This is a genomic window from Phenylobacterium sp. (assembly GCF_030681155.1).
Classification (GTDB): domain Bacteria; phylum Pseudomonadota; class Alphaproteobacteria; order Caulobacterales; family Caulobacteraceae; genus Phenylobacterium.
In genome coordinates this window covers 82,354-107,609 of sequence record NZ_JAUXXE010000019.1, presented here as the reverse complement: position 1 = coordinate 107,609, position 25,256 = coordinate 82,354, and the positions used below count along the sequence as shown (strand labels likewise).

Here is a 25,256-nt window from a genome sequence, read left to right as displayed (position 1 = left end):
AATCACGCGGAAGTGGCGGGGATTTGGCTCCCCGCCTCAACAGCCTATTCGTCGTCCCAGGGCGCGGGACCGCCAGCGGGTGCGGGCGCTGCTTCCTCAGTCTTGGCGGAGGCCTTCTTCGCAGCAGGTTTTTTCGCGGCCGGCTTCTTGGCCGCGGCCTTCTTGGGAGCCGCCGCCTTTTCCGCCTTCGGCTTAGCCGCGGCCTTCTTGGCGGCCGGCTTCTTCTTGCCGCCGCCCTTGGCCTCGCGCTCGGCGATCAGGAGCACGGCTTCCTCAAGCGTGATCTCCGACGGTTCCTTGCCCTTGGGCACGTTGGCGTTGGTCGAGCCGTGCTTGATGTACGGCCCATAGCGGCCCGCCAACACCTTCACGGGCGCGCCGTCGGCCGGGTGGGGGCCCAATTCCTTCAGCGCCGCGGACTCACCGCGCCCCGGCCGTCCGCCGCCGGCGCGCTTCTCGGCCAGCAGGGTGACGGCGCGGTTCAGGCCGACGTCGAACACTTCATCGACGCTGGGCAGGTTCGCGTAGGTGCCATTGTGCAGCACGAACGGGCCGAACCGGCCGATGCCGGCGGTGATCATTGCGCCGTCTTCGGGGTGGGCGCCGACATCGCGCGGCAGGCGCAGCAGTCGCAGGCCTTTTTCAAGGTCCATCGCGGCGGCCGACCATCCCTTGGGCAAGGAGGAGCGCTTGGGCTTGTCGCCCTCGCCGAGCTGGACATAGGGGCCAAAGCGGCCGGCTTTCAGGAACACCTTCTCGCCGGTGACCGGATCGACCCCCAGTTCACGATCGCCGCTCTCGGCGGCGTTCTCATCGTCCGACGACTGGGCGATGGGGCGCGTGTAGCGGCACTCCGGATAGTTGGAGCAGCCGATGAAGGCCCCGAACTTGCCGGTCTTCAGCGATAGGCGGCCGGTGTCGCAGGTCGGGCAGCCACGCGGATCGGAGCCATCTTCCTTCGCCGGGAAAATGTGCGGGCCGAGCGCCTCGTTGAGGGCGTCGAGGACGTGGGTCACGCGCAGTTCGGCGATCTCGCCCACCGCGGCGTGGAAATCCTGCCAGAACTCGCGCAGCAGGGCCTTCCAGTTCATCTCGCCGGCCGAGACCAGGTCGAGCTTGCCTTCCAGTGCGGCGGTGAAGTCGTACTCCACGTAGCGGGCGAAGAACTGCTCGAGGAAGGCGGTGACCAGGCGGCCTTTGTCTTCCGGAACGAAGCGGTTCTTGTCCATGCGGACGTACTCGCGGTCGCGCAGCACGGTCAGCACCGAGGCGTAGGTCGAGGGACGGCCGATGCCGAGCTCTTCCATCTTCTTGACCAGGCTCGCTTCCGAATAGCGCGGGGGCGGTTCGGTGAAGTGCTGGTCGGCGCGCGCGTCGATCACGCGGCCATCGGCGCCTTCCTTGACCTGGGGCAGGCGGCCGCCTTCCTCGTCGTCGGCGTCGTCGCGGCCTTCTTCGTAGACGGCCAGATAGCCGTCGAACAGGATCACCTGGCCGGTGGCGCGCAGCCCGGTCTTGCCGTCGGCGCTCTCCAGGTCGATGGAGGTCCGCTCAATGCGGGCCGCTTCCATCTGCGAGGCGATCATCCGCTTCCAGATCAGCTCGTAGAGGCGACCAAGGTCGCTCTCCAGTCGCAGAGAACCGGGGTTGCGGGCCAGGCTGGTCGGCCGGATGGCTTCGTGGGCCTCCTGCGCGTTCTTGGCCTTGGTCTTGTAGATCCGCGCGCTCTCGGGGACGTATTCCTTGCCATAGACGCCGGCGATCACCTGACGCGCCTCGTCGATGGCCTCAGGCGCGGCCTGGACGCCGTCGGTACGCATGTAGGTGATCAGACCGACGGTCTCGCCGCCGATGTCGATGCCTTCGTACAGCTTCTGGGCCGCCTGCATGGTGCGCTGGGCCGAGAAGCCGAGCTTGCGTGAGGCTTCCTGCTGCAGGGTTGAGGTGGTGAAGGGCGGGGCCGGCGAGCGGCGGCCGGGCTTTTTCTCGACCGCCGAGATCTTGAAGCTGGCGGCCTTGACCGCGGCCTGGGCGGCGTGAGCCGAGGCCTCGTTTCCAAGGTCGAACTTGGTCAGCCGCTTGCCGTCATGCTTGACCATGCGGGCCAGGAAGGGATCGCCGCCGGCCGAGACGTCGGCCTCGACGGTCCAGTATTCCTGGGTCTTGAACTTCTCGATCTCGATCTCGCGATCGACCACCAGCCGCAGGGCGACGGACTGAACACGGCCGGCCGAACGCGAGCCCGGCAGCTTGCGCCACAGCACCGGCGAGAGGGTGAAGCCGACCAGATAGTCCAGGGCCCGGCGCGCCAGATAGGCGTCGACCAGCTCCATGTCGATATCCCGGGGATTCTTCATCGCCTCGGTGACGGCCGACTTGGTGATGGCGTTGAACACCACCCGCTCGATCTTCTTGTCCTTCAGGACCTTCTTTTTCTGCAGCACCTCCAGGACGTGCCAGGAGATCGCTTCTCCTTCACGGTCGGGGTCGGTGGCGAGAATGATGCGGTCGGAGTTCTTGGCCGCTTCGGCGATGTCGCTGAGACGCTTGGCGGACTTAGCGTCCACGTCCCAGCTCATGGCGAAGTCCTCGTCGGGCCGCACCGATCCATCCTTGGCCGGCAGATCGCGCACGTGGCCGTACGAAGCCAGGACCGTGTAGTCCGAGCCGAGGTACTTATTGATGGTCTTAGCCTTAGCCGGGCTTTCGACGACGACGAGGTTCATGGGCGCTCTATATAGGGGCGTCCCGGGCAGGAGGCCCGAAATTCAAGGGCGCGAAAAGTGAGGGAGGCGCCTAGGCTGTGTCAACCAGCCGGAGGATTTAGGCAAGACGCTCGTTTTAATAGACCTCTGGTCTCGACCAACGGGGCTCTTTAGAGCCCCGCGACTAAACCGCCCGGCAGCAATTCTGCGCGGCCCGCCAGCGTCAACTCGACCAGGGCGGCGAAAACCACTGGGGCAGGAGCTCCAGCCGCCCTCACCAATTCATCGCGAGAGACCGGCGTCGGCGATAGCAGCGCCGCGACGCGTTCGCGCACGGTGTCTATTTCGGCGTCAGGGATTGGCGGCGGGGCGAAGGGCCGTTCCGGCTCGCGGAACCCACCGAAACCCTCCAGCGCGCGCAGCACGTCGTCCACGCCCTCGCACAGCGCCGCGCCCTGCCGGATCAGGTCATTGGTTCCTCGGGCGCGCGGATCGAGTGGCGAGCCAGGGACGGCCAGAACCTCACGGCCCTGTTCGGCGGCGAGGCGCGCGGTGATCAGCGAGCCGGAGCGCAACTCCGCCTCGACCACCACCACAGCCCGTGACAGGCCCGAGATGATGCGGTTGCGACGGGGGAAATCCTTGGCCGTCGCCGTGCGTCCCGGAGAATTTTCCGAAACAATACAACCGCTCGCGGCGATGCGCTCATAAAGGTCGCGATGTTCACGGGGATAGATGTCGTCGATGCCCCCGCCCAGCACGGCGATCGTTCCGGTGGCCAGCGCGCCTTCATGCGCGGCTCCGTCGACGCCGCGCGCCAAGCCTGAGACGACAACATATCCGGCCGCGCCAAGATCGACCGCCAGGCCGCGTGCGAACCGCTGCCCTCCAGCCGAGGCGACCCGCGCGCCGACGACGGCGACGCTGGGGCGGCTCAGCAGCGAGGGTTCGCCGAGCGCCCAGATCACCGGCGGCGGCGGATCGAGCGTCGCCAGCGGCCCCGGAAAGTGGGCCTCGCACGACGCGATCAGCCGCGCGCCCAGCGCCGCCCCGGCCTCAAGTTCACGGGTGATCTGGTCCAGCGGCGGCACGCCCAGCGGCGACACCCGGCCGCCACGTCGCGCCAAGTCAGGCAGGGCGGCGAGCGCAATGGACGCTTCGCCGTAGCGCTCGATCAATTGGGCGAAGGTGACCGGCCCAACGTTCTCGGTCCGCGCCAGCCGCAGCCAGTCGCGGCGTCCGGCCTCGGTGATTTCGCGGATCACGCAGCGTCTTTTTTCTTACCCACGCCGCTCCGGGGTTCCTCACCCCTCAGCAACCGGCCGATATTGTCCTTGTGACGGATGAAGATCAGCACCGCCATGACCAGCGCCATCACCGCGATCGGGTAGGGGCGGTCGAACACGAACAGCGCCAGGATCGGCGCCAGGGCCGCGGCGGTCAGACCCGCAAGCGACGACAGCCGGAAGATGAAGAACATGGCCAGCCAAATCGCCCCGGCGGCCATGCCCACGGGCCACGCGGCGGCCAGCAGGGTGCCGAAGAAAGTCGCCACGCCCTTGCCGCCCTTGAAGCCCAGCCAGACCGGGAACAGGTGACCGAAGAAAGCCGAGCCGCCGGCCAGGGCCGTCAGCTGCGCCTGCGCCTGCGTGCCGGCGTTACGGGTCAGCAGCCAGGCGATGAACACCGCCACCGCACCCTTGCCGCCGTCGCCCAGCAGGGTGATCAGGGCCAGGTCCTTGCGGCCGGTCCGCAGCACATTGGTCGCGCCGATATTGCCCGAGCCGATGGAGCGGATGTCGCCCTGACCGCCGAGCTTAGCGGCGATCAGACCAAAGGGGATCGAGCCCAGCAGATAGCCGCCCACGACGGCGGCGGCGATCAGCATGGGGCTGAGTGAATCAAACATCGGCGTTCCCTCTCGTTGGCGCAGTGGTAGCCGCGCTCGCACGCGCCGTCACCGCCCAGCGTTCAAGGTGAAGCTTCTAGCGAAGGAGCGTGTTCGTCAATTGTTCTTCGCGTTGCCGACGGTTAGACCCGGTAGACCACTCGCCCATCCACAATCGTCATCTGCACTTCGCCGAACAGCCGGCGGCCGTCGAAGGGCGAGTTGCGGGACTTGGACTTCAGCTTGTCCAGATCGACCACTATGGGGGCGTTGAGGTCGCAGAGCACCAGGTCGGCGGGCGCGCCCTTGGCGAGGCGTCCGGCCGCCAGGCCCAGCAGTTCGGCCGGGCGGCTGGTGACCGTGCGCATCAGATCGACCAGCGGGATGCGGCCGTCGTGGTGGAAGGCGAGCAGGGCGGGCAGCAGGGTTTGCAGGCCCACGGCGCCGGGCGCGGCCTCGTCATAGGGCAGGCGCTTGTCCTCGGCCGGCGCCGGGGCGTGGGCCGAGACCACGATGTCGATCAGGCCCGAGGCCAGGGCCTCGATGGTCGCCTGGCGGTCGTCCTCGCCGCGCACCGGCGGGTCGAACTTCAGGAAGGTTCGATAGTCGCCGATGTCGATCTCGTTGAACGACAGGTGGTTGATCGAGGTGGTGGCGGTGACCGGCAAACCCTTGGCCTTGCCGCGCGCCAGGCTTTCCAGCGCGCAGGCGGTGGTGATCTGGTCCACCAGGAACCGTGCGCCGGTCAGTTCGACCAGGGCAAGGTCCCGGTCCAGCATGATCTTCTCAGCGATCGGCGGCACGCTGGACAGGCCCATGCGGCCGGCGAACTCGCTGGCGGTCGCGACGGCGCCCGCCGACAGCCACGGATCAGCGGGGCGGTGGGCGACCAGGGTGTCGAAGGCCTTCGCGTAGGCCAGGACCCGCTGCATCACCTTGGAATTGACGATCGGCCGGTCGGCGTCGGTTACATAGAGGCAACCGGCCTCGCGCATCAGGCCGATCTCGGCCATGCGTTCGCCCTTGGCGCCCTTGGTGGCGGCGCCGGCCGGATAGACGTGGACCAGTTCGATGTCGCGCGTCCGGCGCAGAATGAAGTCCACGACCGAGGCCTCGTCGATCACCGGATCGGTGTCGGGCTGCAGGACGATGGAGGTGACGCCGCCGGCCGCGGCGGCCAGGGCCGCCGACTTCAGGGTTTCCTTGGTCTCGGCGCCGGGCTCGCCGGTCTTCACGCGGATGTCGACCAGGCCGGGGGCCAGCATCGCGCCGCGCGCGTCGATCACGTCGAAGTCGGCCGAGAGCGTGCCGAGATCGCCGCCCTGGGCGACGTCGGCGATCTTGCCGTCACGGATCAGCAGCGCGCCGGGGCCGTCCCAGCCGCTGGCGGGATCGACGAGGCGGGCGTTCACAAATGCGGTCGGGCGTTGGGTCATAGTTCGGGGCGTCCGATCCATTTTTCGACGACGGGCGGGACGTAGGCGCCCAGCGCGTCCAGCATCTCCACGCAGTCCTCGCGGAAAATCAGCATGTCGCGGTGCGGGGCCTTCAGGAACGCCTCGCCGACCGCATGGTCCACAAAGCCGCGCAGGCTGTCGTAATAGCCGCGCACGTTCAGGAACCCGGCCGGCTTGGCGTGAAAGCCAAGTTGGCCCCAGGTCCAGATCTCGAAGATTTCTTCCAGGGTGCCGGCGCCGCCGGGCAGGGCGACGAAGGCGTCCGACAGCTCGGCCATCCGCGCCTTGCGCTCGTGCATCGAACCGACGATCTCCAGGCTGGTGAGGCCGGTATGGGCGATTTCCTTGTCGCTCAAGGCGTGGGGCAGGACCCCGATGACCTCGGCCCCGGCGCCCAGCGCGGCGTCAGCCACAGCGCCCATCAGACCGACCTTGGCCCCGCCATAGACCAGCCGCAGGCCGCGTCCGGCGATCTGGCGCCCCATGGCTTCGGCGGCGGCGCGATAGATAGGGTCGCCGCCAGGGCTCGCCCCGCAGAACACGCAGACGGAGGCGATGGCGCTCATCAGTCGTTGTCCAGGCGCGCCGCGAGCGAGGCCAGCACCGCCATGCGCGCGGCCACGCCCATCTCCACCTGATCCTGGATCAGCGAGACGGCGAGGTCGTCGGCGACGTCGGAGTCGATCTCGACCCCACGGTTCATCGGGCCAGGGTGCATGACCCGGACATTGTCGGAGGCGAAGGCCAGCTTTTCGCGGTCCAGGCCGTAGAAGCGGAAATACTCGCGCTGCGAGGGGGCCATGACCCCGTCCATGCGCTCAAGCTGCAGGCGCAGCATCATCACCACGTCGCAGCCGGCGATGCCCTTGCGCATGTCGTGATAGACATCGACGCCCCAGCGGTCGGCGTCGGTGGGCATCAGGGTCGGTGGGCCGACCAGGCGCACGTCCGCGCCCATCATCTGCAACAGCCCGACGTTCGAGCGCGCCACGCGGCTGTGCAACACGTCGCCGCAGATCGCGATCTTCAGACCGGCGATCCGGCCAAAGGCGCGACGCATGGACAGCATGTCCAGCAGCGCCTGGGTCGGATGCTCGTGCTGGCCATCGCCCGCGTTGATCACCGAGCAGCTCACCTTTTGTGAGAGCAGTGAGGCCGCGCCGGAGGACGAATGCCGCACGACCAGCAGGTCGGGCTGCATGGCGTTCAGGGTGACCGCGGTGTCGATCAGGGTCTCGCCCTTCGAGATCGACGACGAGCGCGGGCTCATATTGACCACGTCGGCGCCCAGCCGCTTGCCAGCCAGCTCGAAAGAGCTTTGGGTTCGCGTCGAGTTCTCGAAGAACAGGTTCATCAGGGTTCGACCCTTGAGCAGGTCGAGCTTCTTTGAATGCTGTCTGTTGAGGGCGACGAAGCTGTCGGCCAGATCCAGCAGTGCGGTGACCTCAACAGGGTTGAGATCGACAACGGACAGGAAGTGACGCTTCGGGAAGGGGAAGGTCCGCGAAAGGACCTCGTTCAGACCGGTGGGTGCTGCGCTCATTAAAGCGGCGTCTTAGGCCTCCTGGCGGGAGGCGCCAAGCGTTGCTGCTCATTCACCCACAGATCGCAGGCGTTCCAACGCGCCCTGCAGGATCCAGGCGGCGGCCATCTGGTCCACCAAACCGGCGCGTTTGGCGCGGCTGGCGTCCAACTGATCGATCAGGAACCGGTTCACGGCCATGGTCGACATCCGTTCATCCCAGAAGGCGATCGGGATCTCACGCAGCCGCAGCAGGTTGCGGGCGAAGGCGCGGTTGGACTGGCAGCGGACGCCCTCGGTGCCGTCCATATTGATCGGCAGGCCGATGACGATGGCGCCTACCTCGCGCCCGTCGATCAGCGAGAACAGCCGGTTGGCCTCTTGGGTGAACTTGGTCTTGCGGATCAGCTCCAGCGGGCTGGCCACCATGCGGGTGGTGTCGGACACCGCCACGCCGATGGTTTTCTCGCCCAGATCGAGGCCGATCAGGGCAGAATAGCGGGGAATCAGGGCGGGAATTTCAGTCAGTTCGACAACGGCCATGGCGTCTCTGTAGATGGATCGTCTCGAAACAAGAAGATGCTCCCCCACTGGGGGAGCTGTCAGCCGGATGGCTGACTGAGGGGGACTTTAACTCTCGCCGCTGACCCCCTCCGTCTCGCCTTCGGCGATCCACCTCCCCCGGCGGGGGAGGATCTGGGCACCAATCGCTTGTCAAAGGGAGGCCCACACGGCTAACCCCTCCCTCGAACCATTAGGAGGGCCCCATGGCCATCGACGCCGCGACCGTCCGTAAGGTCGCGAGGCTCGCGCGGATCGCCGAGCCCGAGGAGAAGCTGGAACAGCTCGCGAGCGAGCTGAACGGCATCATGACCTGGATCGAACAACTGAGCGAAGTCGACACCGACGGTGTCGAGCCGATGACCTCGGCGGTGCACATGCCTGCGCCGATGCGCGAGGACGTGGTCACCGAGGGCGGCGACGCCTCCAAGGTGCTCTCGAACGCGCCCAAGACCGTGGACGGCTTCTTCGTCGTTCCCAAGGTGGTGGAATAGAATGACCTCGCTCACCAAGCTGACCCTCAAGGCCGCCCTCGACGGCCTAGCCGACAAGTCGTTCTCCTCGCAGGAACTGACCGAGGCTCACGTGGAGGCGGTCGCGGCCGCCAAGCCGCTGAACGCCTTCGTGCTGGAGACCCCGGAAAAGGCCATCGAGATGGCCAAGGCCTCCGACGCCCGCCGCGCCAAGGGCGAGGCCGGCGTGCTGGACGGCGCGCCGCTGGGCATCAAGGACCTGTTCTGCACCGAGGGCGTCCGCTCCACGGCCTGCTCGAACATCCTCGGCAACTTCATTCCGACCTATGAATCGACCGTCACCGCCAATCTGTGGCGCGACGGTGCGGTCATGCTGGGCAAGCTGAATCTCGACGAATTCGCCATGGGCTCGTCGAACGAGACCTCGGCCTTCGGTCCGGTGATCAACCCTTGGCGCTCGGAAGGCTCCAACGCCAAGCTGACCCCGGGCGGTTCGTCCGGTGGTTCGGCGGCCTCGGTGGCCGCTGACCTGTGCCTCGGAGCCACGGCGACCGACACCGGCGGCTCGATCCGCCAGCCCGCCGCCTTCACCGGCACGGTCGGGATCAAGCCAACCTACGGCCGTTGCTCGCGCTGGGGCGTCGTCGCCTTCGCCTCGTCGCTCGACCAGGCGGGCCCGATCGCCAAGACCGTCGAGGACGCCGCCATCCTGCTGAAGTCCATGTCCGGCCACGACGCCAAGGACTCGACCAGCCTGGACATCGACGTGCCGGACTTCCCGAGCTTCGTGGGCAAATCGGTCAAGGGCCTGCGGGTCGGCATTCCGAAGGAATACCGGGTCGACGGCATGCCGGCCGAGATCGAGAAGCTCTGGGAGCAGGGCATCGCCTGGCTGAAGGAGGCCGGCTGCGAGATCGTCGAGGTCTCCCTGCCGCATACCAAATACGCCCTGCCGGCCTACTACATCGTGGCCCCGGCCGAAGCGTCCTCGAACCTCGCCCGCTATGACGGCATGCGGTTTGGTCTGCGCGAAGAAGGCGCGAACCTCACCGAGACCTACGAGAACACCCGGGCGGCCGGTTTCGGCCCCGAGGTGAAGCGCCGCATCCTGATCGGCACCTACGTGCTGTCGGCGGGCTATTACGACGCCTACTATCTAAAGGCGCTGAAGGTCCGCCGCCGCATCGCCGATGACTTCGACCAGGCCTTCGAGAAGGTTGACGCGCTGCTCACCCCCACTGCGCCGTCCGCGGCGTTCGGCCTGGGCGAAAATGCCGACGATCCGGTGGCGATGTACCTGAACGACATCTTCACGGTGACGGTGAACCTGGCGGGCCTGCCCGGCATGAGCATTCCGGCCGGGGTCGATGTGAACGGCCTGCCGCTTGGCCTGCAGCTGATCGGCAAAGCGCTGGACGAGGGGACGCTGTTCTCGCTAGGCGGCGCCATCGAGAAGGCCGCCGACTTCAAGGCCAAGCCCGCCAAGTGGTGGTAGGCCTCTGAGCTTCTCCCTGCCTGAAAGGGCAGGGAGCATCGCTCGGGTTCTCTAGGCGGCGGGACGCCGGTTGCCATGAGACGGCGTTCCGCGCCAACTTGGCTGGCGCTCGCTTGAAGCGCCCCAGGGGACGTCGCCGAGATGAGCGTTTCTTTGCTGCAGCCGTTCGGGCCGGAGATCTGGCTGGCCGACGGGCAAGAAACCGAGGTGATCGGGTTTCGCTACCCGACGCGGATGGCCGTGATCCGTCTGGCTAGCGGCGATCTCGTGATCTGGTCGCCGATCGCGCTTTCCCCTGAACTCCGAGCGGAATTGGCGGAGCTTGGCGAGGTCGTCCACCTCATCGCGCCAAATTCGCTGCATCACCTCTTTCTCGGCGAGTGGCGGGAAGCCTATCCCAAGGCCAGCCTCTACGCCGCTCCGGGCCTGAAGCTTAGACGTGCGGACCTTCAGTTCGACGCCGAGCTCGGCGACACGCCATCGCCCGCCTGGGCCCCGGCGCTCGATCAGGTCTTGGTGCGGGGCAACAGGATCACCACCGAGGTCGTGTTTTTCCATCAACCAAGCGCCACGATCCTGTTCACTGACCTGATCCAACACTTCCCGCCGGGCTGGTTCCGGGGCTGGCGGGCGCTGGTCGCGCGGCTGGACTTGATGACGGCGCCGCAACCCTCAGTGCCCAGGAAGTTTCGCGCCGCCTTCGTCGACCGCGCCGCCGCCCGTATCGCGGTGCGGCGGATCCTCGAATGGCCCGCTGTCCGGGTCGTCATGGCTCATGGCCCACCGGTCGGACAGGACGGCCAGGCCTTTGTCGCCAGGGCCTTTCGGTGGCTGACGGGCTAAGGGGCGCCGGTGGACTTGACGCTTGGGAGGTTCCCGATAGAGCCACCACCAAGATTGGCGCGAGCAGGGATGCGATGATCAACTTCCCCGACGATATCTTCACCGAGCCGGAGAATGTGGACCCGGACACCCTGGCCAATTTGGGGCCGCTGGCCCGGCTAGCTGGCGTGTGGGAAGGGCGCAAGGGCGTCGATGTGAACCCGAAGGCCGATGGGCCCGAACGGCGCGACTATCTCGAGCGCATCGAGATGCAGCCTATCGATCCCCAGGCCAACGGGCCGCAGCTGTTCTACGGGCTGCGCTACCATGTCCATATCGTCGCCTCGGACGAGGACACCACCTTTCACGACCAAGTCGGCTACTGGCTCTGGGAGCCGGACACCGGGCTGATCATGCAGACCCTGGCGATCCCACGAGGGCAGGTGGCGCTGGCCAGCGGCCACGCTGCGCCGGACGGCTCTGGCCTGTTGGTCCGGGCCGACCGGGGAGGACCGGGATATGGGATCTGCTCGACCGATTTCCTGGAGTGGGCGTTCCGGACCGATTCCTATGAGCTCGGGGTGAGCTTCAACGCCGATGGCGGCTGGTCGTATGTCTCAACGACCGTGCTCCAGGTTCGCGGCCGCAGCGAACCGTTCAGCCACATCGACCGCAACACTTTGGCCAAGGTCGCCGAGCCACGGCCCAATCCCTCTGCGCGGATCGCGGCGGGCAAGGCCACCCTGGCCGAGGCGCACGGATTCACGTCGATCGGGGCCGGGCTGCCCGGCGCGTAGCAGCGCCAGCCAGAAAAAAACCCCGTCCAGAGGGCGGGGCTTTTCCAATCCGAACGTGGTCGAAGCCTACTTCTTGGCCTTGTCCAGATCAGCCTGCAGGGTCTTGATCTGGTCGTCGGTGATCGCACCTTGGCTCATCGGCTGCACTTGCTTCAGGGTCATGCCCTTGAACTGCTCATAGGCTTCATGGGTGGTCAGGCCGGGCAGGTTCTTGTCCAGCGCGGCCTTGCCTTCCGGCGTAGCGGCGATGTCGGCGATCGGCGTGTCGCCGGCGGAAGGCGCAGCCGTAGCGGCTGCAGCTTGGGCGAAGGCGGGCGCTGCGGCGAGCGCGCCAGCGGCGAGCGACAGGCCGACGATCCCGGCGGTGATCAGCTTTTTCATCTGAGTGTTTCCAAATCCCCTTTTTGAGGTGCGGATTTCAGACTCTGTTCCGCAGATCGCGCAAGGGATTTCGACCCGCCGGCTTCCGCTTCGGCGCGAGGGGCGCTAGGAACGCCACATGACCGATACGTCGAAATTGATCACCGGCCGCACCGGCCAATGGGAAGTGGTTCTGGGCCTGGAGGTTCACGCCCAGGTCGCCTCGAACGCCAAGCTGTTCTCGGGCGCCGCCGTCGGATTCGGCGCGGGTCCCAACCAGCAGGTTTCGCTGGTTGATGCGGCCATGCCCGGCATGTTGCCCGTCATCAATCGCCACTGCGTCGAGCAGGCGGTGAAGACCGGTCTTGGCCTGGAGGCTAAGATCAATCTTAGGAGCCACTTCGACCGGAAGAACTACTTCTATCCGGACCTGCCGCAAGGCTACCAGATCAGTCAGTTCAAGGACCCGATCGTGGGCGAGGGCGTGGTCATCGTCGAACACGACGACGGCTCTACCTTCAATGTCCGGATCGAGCGTCTCCACCTTGAACAGGACGCCGGCAAATCGCTGCACGACCAGGACCCGAACTCGACCTATGTCGACCTGAACCGGGCCGGCACGGCGCTGATGGAGATCGTGTCGATGCCCGACATGCGCTCATCGGCCGAGGCTGCGGCCTATGTGAAGAAGCTCCGCACCATCCTCGTCTATCTCGGCACCTGCGATGGCGACATGGAGAAGGGCAATCTTCGCGCCGACGTGAACGTGTCGGTCTGCCGCGTTGGCTCGTATGAGAAGTTCCGCGAGACCGGCGACTTCAGCCATCTGGGCACGCGCTGCGAGATCAAGAACGTCAACTCCTACCGCTACATCCAGCAGGCGATCGAGTACGAGGCACGCCGGCAGATCGAGATCATTGAGGACGGCGGCAAGATCGATCAGGAAACACGGCTGTTCGATCCGAACAAGCTGGAGACCCGGTCGATGCGTTCGAAGGAAGAGGCGCACGACTATCGCTACTTCCCCGATCCGGACCTGCTGCCGCTGGAACTCGATCCGGCGTGGGTGAAGGCGATTCAGGACGCGCTGCCGGAACTGCCGGACGCCAAGAAGGCTCGCCTGCAATCGCAGTATGGCCTGACCGCCTACGACGCCGGCGTGCTGATCATCGAGCAGGCCCGTGCCGACTTCTTCGAGGAAGCCGCCAAGGGCCGGGACGCCAAGCTGGTCTCGAACTGGGTGACCAACGAACTGGCCGCCAAGCTGACGGCTGGCGGCCTGGACATCACCGACAGCCCGCTGAAGCCTGACGTGATCGCCGAACTGGTCGCGCTGATCGAGGAAGACGTCATCTCTTCCAAGATCGCCAAGGACGTCTTCGAGCGCATGTCGGCCGGCGAGGGCCGTCCGCGGGAGATCGTCGAGAAGCAGGGCCTGCAACAAGTCTCCGACACTGGGGCGCTGGAGAAGATCATCGAGGATCTGATCGCCGCTAATCCTGGTCAGGCGGACTCGGTCAAGGAAAAGCCTCAGGCCATTGGCTGGTTCGTCGGCCAGGTGATGAAGGCCACCGGGGGCAAGGCCAATCCCGGGACGGTCAACCAGCTACTGAAGTCCAAGCTGGGCATCTGATAGTCAAACGCCCCGGAGGAGACCTCCGGGGCGTTTTTCGTTTTGGCTGTGTTGCGTCGTCAGTTGGCGATGATGTCGAAGATGATGCCGCTGGCTATGGCGGCCAGCAGATAGTCATTGCCGACCCGGTACCAGGCGTAGCCGCGCGGCGGCTGGCGCAGGTGGTAGCGGTGGTAATCGTTCACCACGTAGCCGCGATAATAGGGCGGCAGCGACGAGCCACGACGCCACGAGGCGTAGCCGGGGCGATAGTAGGGGTTGCCGTAGTAGGCTTGAGGCGGCGGCCCGTAGAACCAGCGATTGTTGTAGTAGTAGCCGTTGTGGCGGCCGCGATCCCAGTTGCTGTAGGCGGGGCGATGGTCGCGTCGATCATAGCGGCCGCGATTGTCGTCCCGGCGATCATAGCGATCACGATCACCGCGGTAGTCCCGGCGGTCGCCGCGATCACGGTCGCCGCGATGGTCGTTCCGGTCCCAGCGTTGTTCGTGATTGCCGCGGCCGCGGCCGCGGTCATCGTCAGCGGCGGCGGAGGTCGCGGTGAACGCCATCGGGGCGGCGACGGCGGCGACCGCGGCGATGCTCAGGATCAGGCGTTTCATGGACTTGGCTCCGAGTTCAGCGGTCTGTGGCGTTGACACAAACACTGCCGGCGGCCGCCTGAACTCGACCTGAACGGAACTGTCAGTTTGCCGACTTGTGCGTGGATGCCGGCGCCGCCCAGTCGATGAAGTTTCCGCTCAGTAAACGAAGCGAATAGTGAAAAAAATCCCGTTCTCGTAACTCGGTTCTGGCGGTTAACCCTATCTTTAGTGGCGGTAGACTTCTCTAGGATCACAGAACGCCGGGATCGGAACCCAGAACGGGGACGAGCTGGCGGGGCTAGGGAAACGAGATCATGCTTACGAGCGTGGAGATTGCAGGCGCGGAAGGGCTGCCGCTGCCGACCCCGGACGCTTCGGGGGACGACCTTTTCAAGATGGGCCTGCTCTATTCGACCGGGCAGGGCGGCGCGCCGCTCGACTATGTATCGGCTCATATGCTGTTCAATCTGGCCGCCATGCGCGGGTCGCTGGAAGCCAAGATCTATCGCAAGGAACTGAGCCAGGAGATGGCGTCCGAAGACGTCGCCGAGGCCCAGCGCCAAGCCCGCGAGTGGCTCGCCACCGGCTGATCGCCGTTGCGAAAAGCGCTCGGCGGAACGGGTAATGGGATGTTACTCGCAGGGTCAGGACCAGGGCCGGTCCTGATTGGGATTCGATGGCCGCGCAGGGCGCTTGGGCAGACACGCAAGATACCAGGCCGCCCCCGAAGCGGGCGGTCCGCAGGCGTTTCGCCCTGTCCGATCTTCCCATCCTTCTTTGGCGTGAACGCGGCCTGATCCTGGCCGTCTTTCTGGCGGTGCTCGCGCTTGGGCTGGCCGCCGCATTCGCCATGAAGACCAGCTATCAGACCCATTCCAGTCTGCTCGTGCGGCTTGAGCCTGGGTATGGCTCCGGGCCCAGGACGGGAGAAACCTCCCGGCTCGCACCCGACTCCGATCAACTGCTGCAATCGGAGCTTGAGATCCTCGGGGCAGGGCAGTTGCCTCTGCGGGTCGTGGAGCGGCTGGGACTATCGCGAACCTATCCTGAGCTCGCGGCGAAGGCCGCCAAGGCCGCGCCAGCTGATCGGCGCCGGTTCGTCGCGCAAGCCGCCGCCTTGATCGAGAAGAGCCTCAGGATCGAGAGCACGCCAGGAAGCCCGGTCGTGCGCCTTGGCTTCAGTCATGAGGATCCTAAGGCAGGAGCCTTGATCCTCAACACCCTGCTGGAAGAGTACCTGATCTACCGTCGTTCGGTTCTGCTGGCCCCTAACTCCGAAGCTCTCGACCAGCAGCGCCGCCTGTTTCAGGCGCGTCTGGCGCAGGCGGACAGCGCCTATCAGGACTTCCTGGTCAGCAACAAGATCGGCGATTTTGTCGCCGAAAAGACCGCCTTGTCGGCGCTCCAGGCCCAGATCGAACAGCAGAGGTACGAAACCGACGTCCAGCTACAGGATCGGGCCGGCAGGTTGGCGGCGCTCGACGCCCAATTGGGAGGTGTCGCACGCGAGGTTCGCCTGCATCGCGACGTCACCAGCGGCCCTCGGGAGGCGACGCGCACACGAACTGGCGTCAATCCCGTCTACCAGGCGCTGCAGACCGAGAAGATCCAGCTGGCCGCCGATGTCGCGGCCCTGAAGCGAGCTCAGGCCACGCTGGCCGAACAAGTCAGCCAACTGACGGAGCGGCGGCTGCGTCTCGCCGGTCTTGAGCCGCGCTTCCGCGAGTTGTCGCTGGGGCGCGATGTTCTCCAAGCCAGCGTTCGCGACCTGACTGTCCGCGAAGAGCAGGGCAGGGCGGCCCAGGAGGTCGCCTTGCTGGCCAATGACAGTATCCGGATCGTCCAGCGCGCCGCACCGGCGACACGTGGTGCAAGCCTCCGCTGGCCCGTGATCGGGCTCACCCTGCTCTTGGCTAGCCTGGCGGGTCTCAGCGCGGGACTGGTTCGAATGCTGATGCGGCCCGGTCTGCCCACCGCGCAGGTGGCGTCCCGCACGCTGGACCTGCCGATCCTCGGCGCCGCTTCGATGAAGCCGCGCTAGAGGGCCCTGCTTTGCGATAACTTCGCGAGGGTGGACGCACGACGATTCGGGGACATGGTCGATCTGAGCTCCGAGATGGCAGAGCTGTGGGCGTCCCTTGGGGCGTCTGTCTCCGGCCGTGGGCGGGTTGTCCAGATCACCGCCGCGCGCCGGGGTGAGGGCGTCTCCACCGTGGCGCGGGAGTTGGCGCTGTTCGCCGCCCGCCGCGCAGGCCGATCGGTGTGGCTGGTGGACCTGGATCTGATCGCCGCGCCCCAACATGCAGCCATTGTCGATGGGGCTGCGCGCTATGGCGCGCTCTCGGAGCCGGCCCAGGCCAGCCCGGATGGCTCGATGTTCTTTACGATCCAGCCGCAGGCTCAGACCGCGGCTGGTGAGGTTCGGCCAGACGCCCAGTACCTGGCCGCCCACCGCGTCGGAGCGGCGCGATGGTGGGTTACGAGGTTTCAGCGCGAGTGCCTGGCTGCAGGCCAGGGCGTCCATGTGCTGGCTGCCGGCCACTATTGGGACAGCCTGCGACGCGTCGTCGATCTGGTCATCGTCGACGGCCCCTCGCCGGAACGCTCGCGCGCGGGGCTGACCGTTTCGCCGTTCATGGATCAAACTGTGCTGGTGGTCGCCGCCGACCAGCCGGATGTCGGGGCGCCGGCGCGCATGCGCGATGCGGTGATGGCCGCGGGCGGCAATGTGGCGGGTTTGTTCTTCAATCGCGGCGTCGTCGAGCCGCCAGGGTTTCTGAGCCCGGCGCGGCCCTAGCGCCTAGCGCACCGTGTCGGAGTCGCCGAGCAGGCAGGGCACGGTCATGAACATGATGTAGAGGTCGAGCCAGAAGGACTGGCGCTCGATGTACTCGACATCGAGGGCGACCCGGTTGCGAACCAGTTCTGGAGTATCCACCGCGCCGCGCGAGCCGTTGATCGCCGCCCAGCCGGTCATGCCGGGCTTCATGCGGTGGCGGTGGGCGTACTCGCTGACCAGGCGCGAGCTTTCCACATCGCCGGTCTTCATGCCGATGGCGTGGGGGCGGGGGCCGACGAGAGACATCTCGCCGTTCAACACGTTCAGAAGCTGCGGCAGTTCATCCAGGCTGGTCTTGCGGATGAAGCGGCCGACCTTGGTCACGCGGTCGTCGTCGGTGCTGATCTGGCGCGCGGCCTTGGCGTCGGAGGCCTCGAACCGCATCGAGCGGAACTTCCAGACGACGATCTCTTCATTGTTGAAGCCATGGCGTCGCTGGCGGAAGAAGATCGGGCCAGGGCTATCCAGCTTCACCGCGATCGCAACCAGCAGCATGATGGGCGCGGCCACGAACAGAGCGATCGAGCCGACAACTATGTCCTGTAGGCGCTTGGTTATCGCCTTGCCGTGATTGATCTGGTCCCCGGAGATCCGGGTCAGAGGAATGTTGGCGATCCGGTCGATGGCCTGGGCTTCGTCGTGCTCGCCGTCCTGATCGAGCAGCAGGGTGATTTCATTTGGCAGGACCGCCAGCCGTTCCAGCAGATTGTGAATCCGCTCGCGCGCGCCCGTGGGAACGGTCAGCACGATCCTGTCGACAAACGGCATGATCCGGTGCGCAAGCAGTTCGTCTGTGCCGCCGAGCAGAGGCACGCCGTGCAGTTCGGGCGGAGCCTCGGCGATACGATCATCGAAAACGCCCAGGACGTTGGCTTCCCGGGTTTCGAGAATGGCCGAGATCAGACGCTCCGCCGCGCCGGTCGCGCCCACGATGACGAGATTGGGGGTCAGACGGCCGTTCGCGCGCCATCGCTTGACGTTCAGCCACCAAACGCCATGCGCGGCCGCTACGGTCAGGAAGGCCATGGGCGTCCACACGCCGAGCGCGGCCGCGAGCATCAGGACGCCGACGAAGTGAGTCAGCAGCGCAAAGCACATGGCGACCGCGACCGCGAAGCAGACCGTCACCCGCATGAGGTGGGTGGGCAGGTCTTCACGTCGGCCGAATTTGTAGCAGTCAAACAGCCGCAGGCTGGCGAACGTCACCACCGCGGCGCTGCCATAGATCAGAAAGACGTTGGCGCCGTGGGTGAGGGAGGCGGCCAGGAAGCCGCCGCCAGCCAGGGCCAGTGCGTCGCCGCCCTGGAAGAACCTCGTCAGCACTCGGCCGGACAGGCGTAGCCGGGTGGGCGTCAGGCGGGAGGGGCGCAGCGGGCCGCGCCGATCGCGTCCCGGCTCCACCCACGCGCCAGCCGTCGCATCGCCCTGACGCCGGGCGCGGCGTTCGGGCGGAGCGTTCGGCTTCAGGTCGGCGAGAGAGGACATTTGGGACCGGCAGATGCGACTATGCTCCGCGACATTGTCACGCAGGCTCTATGCGAGCAGTTAACACGGACGAAGATGGGCTTACAGGTTTCGCACAACTCCTGCGAACTCGGCTGGCTGAGCCCTCGAAGAGGGGCGGTTAAGCCGTTCATGTGATCCGATTGTAAGCAAACAACAATCGGCGCGACGAGGATGTTTACCGCTCCGGTCGGTCTTTTCATCGCGACGGCGAGCTTTGTCGGCCGGTTGCGGACACTTCAGCGATCGCGGCGGCCACGACTTGTGGATGCTCGTTCATGAGCATGTGTGAGCTGTTTGCGACGACCCGGTTGACGCCAGCCGAGGACCGCGCCGCCAGCTCTTCATGCAGGTTCTGCCAGAGCGCTTGGGCCGGCGCCGCGTTGGCGTAGGTTCCATCGGCGGTAAGGACGATGAGCGGCATGTCGCCATAGGTTTGGCGGCCCGCGGCGATCTGGTCCGAAGTCGCTGGCCAGAGGCTGTCGAGCTCCGAGACCTGCGTGCGCCACGTCGAGGCGCGCAAGCTTTCGGCCAGGCGCGCGGCGGTCACCTTGGCCGGCTGGTCAGGCCGAGGCTTGGCGACGCAGTTTTGGAGACCGGCCACGGTCGAGGGGAGCTGCTTGAGTTCCGCAGCCTCGAGACAGGCGGCCGCCTTGCGTCTGATGGGCGCGACGCCGCCAGCCCCCGGCCCGAACACCTCGGCGAAGCGCGTGTCCTGATGTTCGACGGAGGGATCGACCAGGACCATGCCGACAACTTCCAGCGGCCGACGATTGGACAGCAGCCGCACGTAAAGCGCGCCTGCCGAATGCCCGACCAGGACGAACGGGCCGCTGATGCGCGCCGCGCGAAGTCCCCGATCGAGGTCGCGAGCTATGGCTGCGCCGTCACGGGGCAGGGGGCCAGGATCGCTGAAGCCGTAGCCGGCGCGATCATAGGTGCAGACGCGGTTGGTGCGCTCGACCTGAGCTCGAACACGTGTCCAGGCGAGCGAGGTCGCAGCATAGCCGCCTTCCAGGATGACGGTCGGAGAGCCCTTTCCTGAACAGCGGAAGTTCAGCGCTCGCCCATCGGGCAGGCGTGCGAGTTGGCCCGGTTGGGCGGAGGCCTCGCTGGCCTTGGGCTGCGTCCTCGCTAAGGCGCCGCTGTCCAGCAGTGCCAGGCTGAGCGCGATGACGAAAGTCAGAGGCCTGTTTAACGTCAATTTGAGCCCCGGGTGGGTGGAGGCATCTCTATGCAGATGCATGAAGTCGGGCAACTATACTCGCCTCAATGTGGCGCCTTTTGGGGTTCAGCCTCAACGAGCGGGCGAATGTAGCGGTCCGCGGTTTGGTATTCAGCAAGTCGAGGGTGCAGTGGTCGATCGTTCTGTTTTACAGGCCGGCGAAAATTCGCCGGAACACGTCGCTTACCGGCTCATGGAGTGCATCGCGGACGTGGAAGGCATATCCCTCTCGAAGTCCGGCAAGGAAAAGATGGCGACCCGCAAATGGATCCTCGACGCCTATGCGGAGAGCCTGGACGCGGTGCGCGCGAACCGACGCTATAACAAACCGCAAACCTAGATGAGAGTCAGCGAGGGAGCGCCCGCTGAGCGCCCCCTCGCTTTTCGCCGGCGCCTGTTGGGCCGGCTGCGCGCACGAGACGATGGGCTCGTTTTGGTGCGCGAGTGTCTCGCAATGATCTGACCAGCAAGACTTGTGCCCAGCGTCGATCTTCGACTTGCGGTTAGATAGCTGCGTGCGGGACCCACGAATCCGGGGCGAAATCTCAGCAATTCCCCCTGCGCGCGAAAAAAGCGGCCTGCGTTGCAATTCGTATCTGAAAAGCTTGGCGAGACGCGGTTGCATGGTTGACGGGGTGTTAACTAGCAGCGCAGTTGGCGTAACGGCGTTGGAATAGCGCCGATCTTCCATCATCGTGGGGTTTTCATGCGTAATCTAGTTTTGGCGGGCGCTGCTGCGGCGGCTCTGCTGCTGACGGCCGGTACCGCCTCGGCCGCCACTGTCCTGCTCGAGTCGACCTTCGAAGACATCGCCGTCGGCTCCAACAGCTATGTGATCGTCAATACGGCGGATGGCTGGACCAAGGGTGACGGTTACGGTTCAGGCGTGGCCGGGATCGAAGTTCAGAACAATGTCGCCGGCGCTCCGGCCGCGAACGGTGGGCTGAAGTTCGTCGAGCTCGACAGCACCGCCAACAGCTCGATGTACTACACGTTCAGCTACACCGGCCGCGTAGACCTTAGCTTCCTGTACTCGCCGCGCCCCAACGTGTCGGCTGATAGCAACGGCATCTCCATCCTGCTGAACGGCCAACTGTTGAACCCGCCGCTCACCGTGACTGGCGGCCCGTTGCAGCAGACGCAATGGCAGACCTACGGCGCCAATTTCTCGGTGAACTCCGGCGACATCCTGAGCTTCTCGGCGGTCGGGACGAATGATTCGCTCGGCGGCTACGTCGACAACATCACCATCTCGGCGGTTCCGGAACCGGCGACATGGGCGATGATGATCATCGGCTTCGGCAGCGCGGGCTCGATGGTTCGCAGCGCGCGCCGCAAGCAAGCGCTCGCGGTCGCCTAAGACCCAAAAGGTGAAAACGAACGCGCCGCCCTTCGCAAGACGGGCGGCGTTTTTGTGCCTGGCCACAGGTTCTGTGGGTTAATCGCTCTCGCCCCGTTGCTCCGGGCATATAGTTTCGGCTATGAGGTGCGACCCGATTTGGACCGCTCGCTGTCGAAAGACTGCGGAGGGCCTTACCGGACGGGAGACAACCCGTAAAAACACTGGTGACGTGGCCGAGTGGCTGAAGGCAACGGTTTGCTAAATCGTCATACGTGAAAGCGTATCCAGGGTTCGAATCCCTGCGTCACCGCCAATTTCTCCCTTTCTGAGCAACCTTCTCCGGGCCGGGGATCGCGGATGCTTGTCGACTTGGTCCGGCAATGTCGGGATCATGCGATGCAAAGCATGGGAGGCATCATGGACATCGACGAGCGGAAGTTCCGCTTCGAGGCGGCGGACGGGGCGTCCATCGCGGCCTATCGCTGGGCGGCGACCGGCGTGGAGCCCAAGGCTATTCTGCAGATAGCCCACGGGATGGGCGAGCATGCGGGGCGATACCCGGCTGCGCTGGCCCCGATCATGGCCGACGGCTTCATCCTGTACGCCGAAGATCACCGCGGACATGGCTACACCGCAGCCAGCAAGGAGTCGCTGGGCGACTTCGGTGAGACCGGCGCCGAGCGGGTGGTCGAGGATATCGCTCAGCTTAATGCGATCGCCCGTGCGGAGCAGCCGGGCCTCCCTCTCGTCTTGCTCGGGCATAGCCTCGGATCCTTTTTCGCCCAGGCCTACGTGTTCGATCATGGCGACGAGATCGATGGCCTGGTCCTGTCGGGCACGGCTGCGTTCGGAGACAGAAGCGGCCCGGCTAAACGATTGGACGAAATCGGCGTAGGCGAGGCCAAGCCGCGCACCCCCTATGACTGGCTGTCTCGGGACGAGGCGGAGGTGGACGCCTACATCGCCGACCCGCTCTGCGGCTTCTCCCGCCATACTGACAACGCCGCGAGCTTCGCGCGGGTAGCGGCGCGGCTGAAGGACGGCGCCGAGATCGCGAAAATACCGAAGGCCCTGCCGATCTACGTGTTCGTTGGCGACAAGGATCCGATCAACCAGGACCTGACGCTGCTCAAGCCACTGGTCGATCGCTACGTCGCGGCGGGTATCGAGGACCTTGAGGTCAAGATCTATCCGGGCGGCCGTCACGAGATGCTCAACGAGACCAATCGAGCCGAAGTCGTCGCCGACCTGCTGGCCTGGTTGAAGAGGGTGGCCGCCTAGACCTTGTCTTCGGGCGGCGGCTCGCCTTCGCTTGCCGGCGCGCTCAACGGGTCCTGAGCGTCGCGCTGGATCCGCCAATCAGTGAAGCTCCGTCCGAACTCGTCCTGTCGCGCGCCGCGGAAGACGCGATACTCCGCGTCATATTTCCGGTGCTGCTCGGCCCGCCAGGCGGCGTAGTCCTGGTCATGGCTGCGCAGTTGCTCGTCGCGCCAGGCTAGATAGTCGGGATCGAATTCGGCGTCGGCGTGGGGATGGTATGCATAGTCGGCCGGCGGTCCGAATTCACGGACCCCGAGGTCCCGCCGATCCAACGGCTGATCGCCATAGGGGGCGTCCTCGTAACCGGACGGGGCGCGCTGGTGGCGCGGTCGATGCTTGTGCTGGCGCGGCAGGGATTCGCGGTAGCCATGCGCCTCAATGCCGTATTCCTGCCCGCCATGCGGTCCCTCAAGGCTGTAATAGCCCCGCGTGAGGGCGTCTTCGTAGTCCGGCGGCAGGTTGGGGCCGGGCTCCGGACCAGCCGGATCGAACCGGGCGCGTCGCCAGGGCGGACGCTCGGCGTGCACGTGGTGGGTGGCGTAGGGGCCGTAGGATCGCGGCTCGGCGCCGTAGTAGCGGGCCTGATCGGATGAAAAGCGACCTTCCTCGCCGAAGCTGCGCCGATCATCGGCGCGCCGCTCCTCGCGGCGTTCGGCTTCGCGCCAGCGACTTTCGCTGCGCGGATCTGCTGGGTGATGGTCGCGGTTGGCCATGGCGTGATCTCCATTCGCTCCCTTGGGAAACGAAGCGGCCGGGCGGCCGTTCCGCTGCGCCTTCTCAGAGCAATAAGCCGCAGGCCAAGCCGCGCCGCCGAGGGTAGATTGCCGCCGATGCGTCAGATCCAGTTTCTTCTCCCGCCGCTGTTCCTCCTGCTCGCCGGTTCGGCGAGCGCCGCCGATCGCGGCACGACCCAGCGTGACGAAGGGTTTCGCGGGGCGGTGACGGCGCCGCTCGAAGACCTGAACATCAAGCAGGCCGATATTCCGGACGTGTTGTTGAGGGCGGTCGCCGATCCCTATGACGTGAAGGATCTGCCGCGGTGCGAGGCCATAGCCGCCGAGATCGGGAAACTCGACGCGGCTCTCGGCCCCGACCTGGACGAGGCGCCGCCGCCGGACAACCGCACGCGCACCCAGAAGGTCGCCGCCCAGGCGAAGGCCGCGGCGGTCGCCGGAGTGCGCGGCGAAAGCCAGGACGTGCTGCCGTTTCGCGGCTGGGTGCGCAAGCTCACCGGCGCCGACCACCATCGCAAGCAGGTCGAGGCGGCGGTGAAGGCGGGCTCCGTCCGGCGCGGCTATCTCAAAGGGGTCGGCATGCGCATGAACTGCTCGCCGCCGGCCGCCCCGAGTTGGTTCGTTCCCGAACCGCCCCCGACGCCCAAGTCCTGGCTGGCGGGGCTTTGGGAGAGCATCACGACCTGGTTCAAGGGCGTGCTGGCGATGCTTGGGCGCTAGTCGACGCCGGCCGCCGAGAGGACTGCGGCTAGCCCGACGCTCATCCCGCGCACGCTCGCGCCTTTCTCGACGTCGATCCACTCCTCGAGCGAGTGCGCCCGCCCGCCGGTTCCGCCTGAACCGATAGTGATGGCCGGAATGCCTTTGGACATCGGCGCATTGGCGTCGGTGGACGAGGCGTTGAAGCTGGGCGTGAAGCCGAGGGCCGTGACCGCCGCGGCGGTGTTGGCGACCAGCGGCGCCGTCGCCGGCGTCTGGCCGGCCGGGCGGTCGCCGATGGAGGTCAGTTGGACGCTGACAGCGCCAAAGCGCGTCGAGCGGGCCTTGTTCTCATGAACCACCGCTTCGTCCATGATCGCCTTGAAGCGGGTCTCCAGCTTGGCCAGTTCGCCGGCGTCGGCTGAGCGCATGTCGAAGTCGGTGAACACCTTGTCGGGGATGGCGTTCACCGAGGTCCCGCCGCCGGTGATCGAGGCCGAATAGGTGACCTTGGGGTTGGTCGGCGCCTCGATGGTGTAGAGGTCGGCGACGGCCTTGCCCATGGCCGCCATCGGGTTGACGATGCCGAACGCGCCATAGCTGTGGCCGCCGGGCCCCTTGAAGGTGGCGCGGTAGCGCTTGGACCCGACGCCGATGTGGGTGATCTGGCTGGGATCGATGCCGTCTACTGAGAAGAACGCCTTGGTGCGGTCCTTGTATTTGCCCTCGTTGAAGAAGTGCCGGACGCCGCGCAGGTCGCCGGCTCCTTCCTCGCCGACCGTGCCCACGAACAGGATGTCGCTCTCGGTGCGGATCTTGGCCGCGTCCAGCGCGCGAGCCCAGGCCAGCAGGACGGCCAGGGCCCGGCTGTCGTCGGCGATGCCCGGCGCGTAGAGCTTCGTTCCCTCGCGGCGCACCTTCACGTCCGTTCCTTCAGGGAACACCGTGTCCAGGTGAGCCGAGACCACCACCACGGGACCAGGCTTTGATCCCTTGCGCAGGGCCATGACATTGCCCTCGGAGTCGATCTCGATATTGGTCAGGCCGTGCGCTTCAAGCATCGCCCTATAGGCCTTGCCGCGCGCTTCTTCCTTGAACGGCGGGGCGGGGATTTCCGTCAGGGTGATGATGTCGGCGACCGTGCGGTCATGCTCCCGATCCAGGGTCGCCACCGCGGTCTTGAAGGCCGGGCTGGCGACGATCTTGCCGACGTCATGGGTTGGCGCAGCCAGGGCCGGCGAAGCGAGGAGCGCGCCAAGGGCGACGACGGCGGGAAGGGTGCGGGGCATGGACTATCCGG

General features: G+C 66.1%; 24 protein-coding genes, 1 tRNA gene and 1 pseudogene. 13 read left to right on the top strand and 13 right to left on the bottom strand.

Annotated elements, in window-relative coordinates; genetic code table 11:
- Positions 1-44: 44 nt before the first annotated feature.
- The 7 genes from topA to ruvX all read right to left on the bottom strand — a co-directional run bounded on the left by topA (position 45) and on the right by ruvX (position 8,115).
- Positions 45-2,726, bottom strand: a complete 2,682-nt coding sequence (gene topA / locus Q8M13_RS04190; RefSeq protein WP_305298399.1) for a type I DNA topoisomerase — start codon at positions 2,724-2,726, stop codon at positions 45-47.
- Positions 2,727-2,875: 149 nt separating this feature from the next.
- On the bottom strand, positions 2,876-3,970 hold the full coding sequence (gene dprA, locus Q8M13_RS04185; RefSeq protein WP_305298398.1) for a DNA-processing protein DprA: 1,095 nt from the start codon (positions 3,968-3,970) through the stop codon (positions 2,876-2,878).
- Positions 3,967-4,614 (bottom strand): glycerol-3-phosphate 1-O-acyltransferase PlsY, encoded by a 648-nt coding sequence (gene plsY, locus Q8M13_RS04180; protein WP_305298397.1) that lies wholly within the window; start codon positions 4,612-4,614, stop codon positions 3,967-3,969. The genes dprA and plsY overlap by 4 nt, the downstream gene beginning before the upstream one ends.
- Before the next feature lie 122 nt (positions 4,615-4,736).
- Positions 4,737-6,029, bottom strand: coding sequence for a dihydroorotase (gene pyrC / locus Q8M13_RS04175; protein WP_305298396.1), 1,293 nt, complete (start codon positions 6,027-6,029; stop codon positions 4,737-4,739).
- Entirely contained in the window at positions 6,026-6,616 is a 591-nt protein-coding gene (locus tag Q8M13_RS04170; RefSeq protein WP_305298395.1) for a TIGR00730 family Rossman fold protein, read from the bottom strand. Before Q8M13_RS04170 ends, pyrC begins: the two co-directional genes overlap by 4 nt.
- Positions 6,616-7,593, bottom strand: coding sequence for an aspartate carbamoyltransferase catalytic subunit (locus Q8M13_RS04165; RefSeq protein ID WP_305298394.1), 978 nt, complete (start codon positions 7,591-7,593; stop codon positions 6,616-6,618). Before Q8M13_RS04165 ends, Q8M13_RS04170 begins: the two co-directional genes overlap by 1 nt.
- A gap of 48 nt (positions 7,594-7,641) precedes the next feature.
- Positions 7,642-8,115: a Holliday junction resolvase RuvX gene (gene ruvX, locus Q8M13_RS04160; protein ID WP_056734783.1), complete on the bottom strand. Its 474-nt coding sequence runs from the start codon at positions 8,113-8,115 to the stop codon at positions 7,642-7,644.
- A gap of 224 nt (positions 8,116-8,339) precedes the next feature.
- Here ruvX and gatC point away from each other — a divergent pair, with 224 nt between their 5' ends.
- From gatC to Q8M13_RS04140, 4 genes are all read left to right on the top strand, one after another.
- Positions 8,340-8,627, top strand: coding sequence for an Asp-tRNA(Asn)/Glu-tRNA(Gln) amidotransferase subunit GatC (gatC, locus tag Q8M13_RS04155; RefSeq protein ID WP_056734781.1), 288 nt, complete (start codon positions 8,340-8,342; stop codon positions 8,625-8,627).
- A 1-nt stretch (position 8,628) separates the two neighbouring features.
- A complete protein-coding gene (gatA, locus tag Q8M13_RS04150; protein ID WP_305298393.1) occupies positions 8,629-10,101 on the top strand; it encodes an Asp-tRNA(Asn)/Glu-tRNA(Gln) amidotransferase subunit GatA in 1,473 nt (490 codons plus the stop codon).
- A 141-nt stretch (positions 10,102-10,242) separates the two neighbouring features.
- Complete coding sequence (locus Q8M13_RS04145; protein WP_305298392.1) at positions 10,243-10,944, top strand: DUF4336 domain-containing protein; 702 nt, start codon at positions 10,243-10,245, stop codon at positions 10,942-10,944.
- A gap of 74 nt (positions 10,945-11,018) precedes the next feature.
- Positions 11,019-11,720, top strand: a complete 702-nt coding sequence (locus tag Q8M13_RS04140; protein WP_305298391.1) for an FABP family protein — start codon at positions 11,019-11,021, stop codon at positions 11,718-11,720.
- A gap of 66 nt (positions 11,721-11,786) precedes the next feature.
- Here Q8M13_RS04140 and Q8M13_RS04135 read toward each other — a convergent pair whose 3' ends face one another.
- Entirely contained in the window at positions 11,787-12,101 is a 315-nt protein-coding gene (locus Q8M13_RS04135) for a hypothetical protein (RefSeq protein ID WP_305298390.1), read from the bottom strand.
- 118 nt (positions 12,102-12,219) lie between these two features.
- Here Q8M13_RS04135 and gatB point away from each other — a divergent pair, with 118 nt between their 5' ends.
- Positions 12,220-13,713: an Asp-tRNA(Asn)/Glu-tRNA(Gln) amidotransferase subunit GatB gene (gene gatB, locus Q8M13_RS04130; RefSeq protein WP_305298389.1), complete on the top strand. Its 1,494-nt coding sequence runs from the start codon at positions 12,220-12,222 to the stop codon at positions 13,711-13,713.
- A 59-nt stretch (positions 13,714-13,772) separates the two neighbouring features.
- On the opposite strand, the gene Q8M13_RS04125 is transcribed toward gatB, so the two are convergent.
- Positions 13,773-14,312, bottom strand: a complete 540-nt coding sequence (locus Q8M13_RS04125) for an RcnB family protein (RefSeq protein ID WP_305298388.1) — start codon at positions 14,310-14,312, stop codon at positions 13,773-13,775.
- Between the two features lie 296 nt (positions 14,313-14,608).
- Here Q8M13_RS04125 and Q8M13_RS04120 point away from each other — a divergent pair, with 296 nt between their 5' ends.
- The 3 genes from Q8M13_RS04120 to Q8M13_RS04110 all read left to right on the top strand — a co-directional run bounded on the left by Q8M13_RS04120 (position 14,609) and on the right by Q8M13_RS04110 (position 17,091).
- Positions 14,609-14,884 (top strand): sel1 repeat family protein, encoded by a 276-nt coding sequence (locus Q8M13_RS04120; RefSeq protein ID WP_305298387.1) that lies wholly within the window; start codon positions 14,609-14,611, stop codon positions 14,882-14,884.
- Positions 14,885-14,970: 86 nt separating this feature from the next.
- A complete protein-coding gene (locus tag Q8M13_RS04115; protein ID WP_305298386.1) occupies positions 14,971-16,335 on the top strand; it encodes a lipopolysaccharide biosynthesis protein in 1,365 nt (454 codons plus the stop codon).
- Between the two features lie 54 nt (positions 16,336-16,389).
- Positions 16,390-17,091: a sugar kinase gene (locus Q8M13_RS04110; protein WP_305298384.1), complete on the top strand. Its 702-nt coding sequence runs from the start codon at positions 16,390-16,392 to the stop codon at positions 17,089-17,091.
- Between the two features lie 3 nt (positions 17,092-17,094).
- On the opposite strand, the gene Q8M13_RS04105 is transcribed toward Q8M13_RS04110, so the two are convergent.
- Together Q8M13_RS04105 and Q8M13_RS04100 are read right to left on the bottom strand one after the other, a co-directional pair.
- The gene (locus tag Q8M13_RS04105) at positions 17,095-18,618 is read right to left on the bottom strand and encodes an exopolysaccharide biosynthesis polyprenyl glycosylphosphotransferase (RefSeq protein ID WP_305298382.1); all 1,524 of its coding nucleotides are present in this window, start codon (positions 18,616-18,618) and stop codon (positions 17,095-17,097) included.
- Between the two features lie 217 nt (positions 18,619-18,835).
- Positions 18,836-19,840 (bottom strand): alpha/beta fold hydrolase, encoded by a 1,005-nt coding sequence (locus tag Q8M13_RS04100; protein ID WP_305298381.1) that lies wholly within the window; start codon positions 19,838-19,840, stop codon positions 18,836-18,838.
- A gap of 151 nt (positions 19,841-19,991) precedes the next feature.
- On the opposite strand from Q8M13_RS04100, the gene Q8M13_RS04095 reads away from it, so the two are divergent.
- The 4 genes and pseudogenes from Q8M13_RS04095 (at position 19,992) to Q8M13_RS04080 (ending at position 22,484) form a co-directional block, all read left to right on the top strand.
- Entirely contained in the window at positions 19,992-20,201 is a 210-nt protein-coding gene (locus tag Q8M13_RS04095; protein WP_305298380.1) for a hypothetical protein, read from the top strand.
- A gap of 912 nt (positions 20,202-21,113) precedes the next feature.
- A pseudogene (locus tag Q8M13_RS20960) lies at positions 21,114-21,221 on the top strand (PEPxxWA-CTERM sorting domain-containing protein); the annotation flags it as partial.
- 205 nt (positions 21,222-21,426) lie between these two features.
- Positions 21,427-21,516 (top strand) — tRNA-Ser (locus Q8M13_RS04085).
- Positions 21,517-21,599: 83 nt separating this feature from the next.
- The gene (locus Q8M13_RS04080) at positions 21,600-22,484 is read left to right on the top strand and encodes an alpha/beta fold hydrolase (RefSeq protein ID WP_305298378.1); all 885 of its coding nucleotides are present in this window, start codon (positions 21,600-21,602) and stop codon (positions 22,482-22,484) included.
- On the opposite strand, the gene Q8M13_RS04075 is transcribed toward Q8M13_RS04080, so the two are convergent.
- Complete coding sequence (locus Q8M13_RS04075; protein ID WP_305298377.1) at positions 22,481-23,236, bottom strand: hypothetical protein; 756 nt, start codon at positions 23,234-23,236, stop codon at positions 22,481-22,483. The genes Q8M13_RS04080 and Q8M13_RS04075 overlap by 4 nt on opposite strands.
- 117 nt (positions 23,237-23,353) lie before the next feature.
- Between Q8M13_RS04075 and Q8M13_RS04070 the strand changes: the two genes are divergently transcribed.
- Complete coding sequence (locus tag Q8M13_RS04070) at positions 23,354-23,977, top strand: hypothetical protein (protein ID WP_305298376.1); 624 nt, start codon at positions 23,354-23,356, stop codon at positions 23,975-23,977.
- Here Q8M13_RS04070 and Q8M13_RS04065 read toward each other — a convergent pair.
- Positions 23,974-25,245 carry a M20/M25/M40 family metallo-hydrolase gene (locus Q8M13_RS04065; RefSeq protein WP_305298375.1) on the bottom strand — a complete coding sequence of 424 codons (1,272 nt, stop codon included), beginning with the start codon at positions 25,243-25,245 and terminating at the stop codon, positions 23,974-23,976. The genes Q8M13_RS04070 and Q8M13_RS04065 overlap by 4 nt on opposite strands.
- Positions 25,246-25,256: the final 11 nt, after the last annotated feature.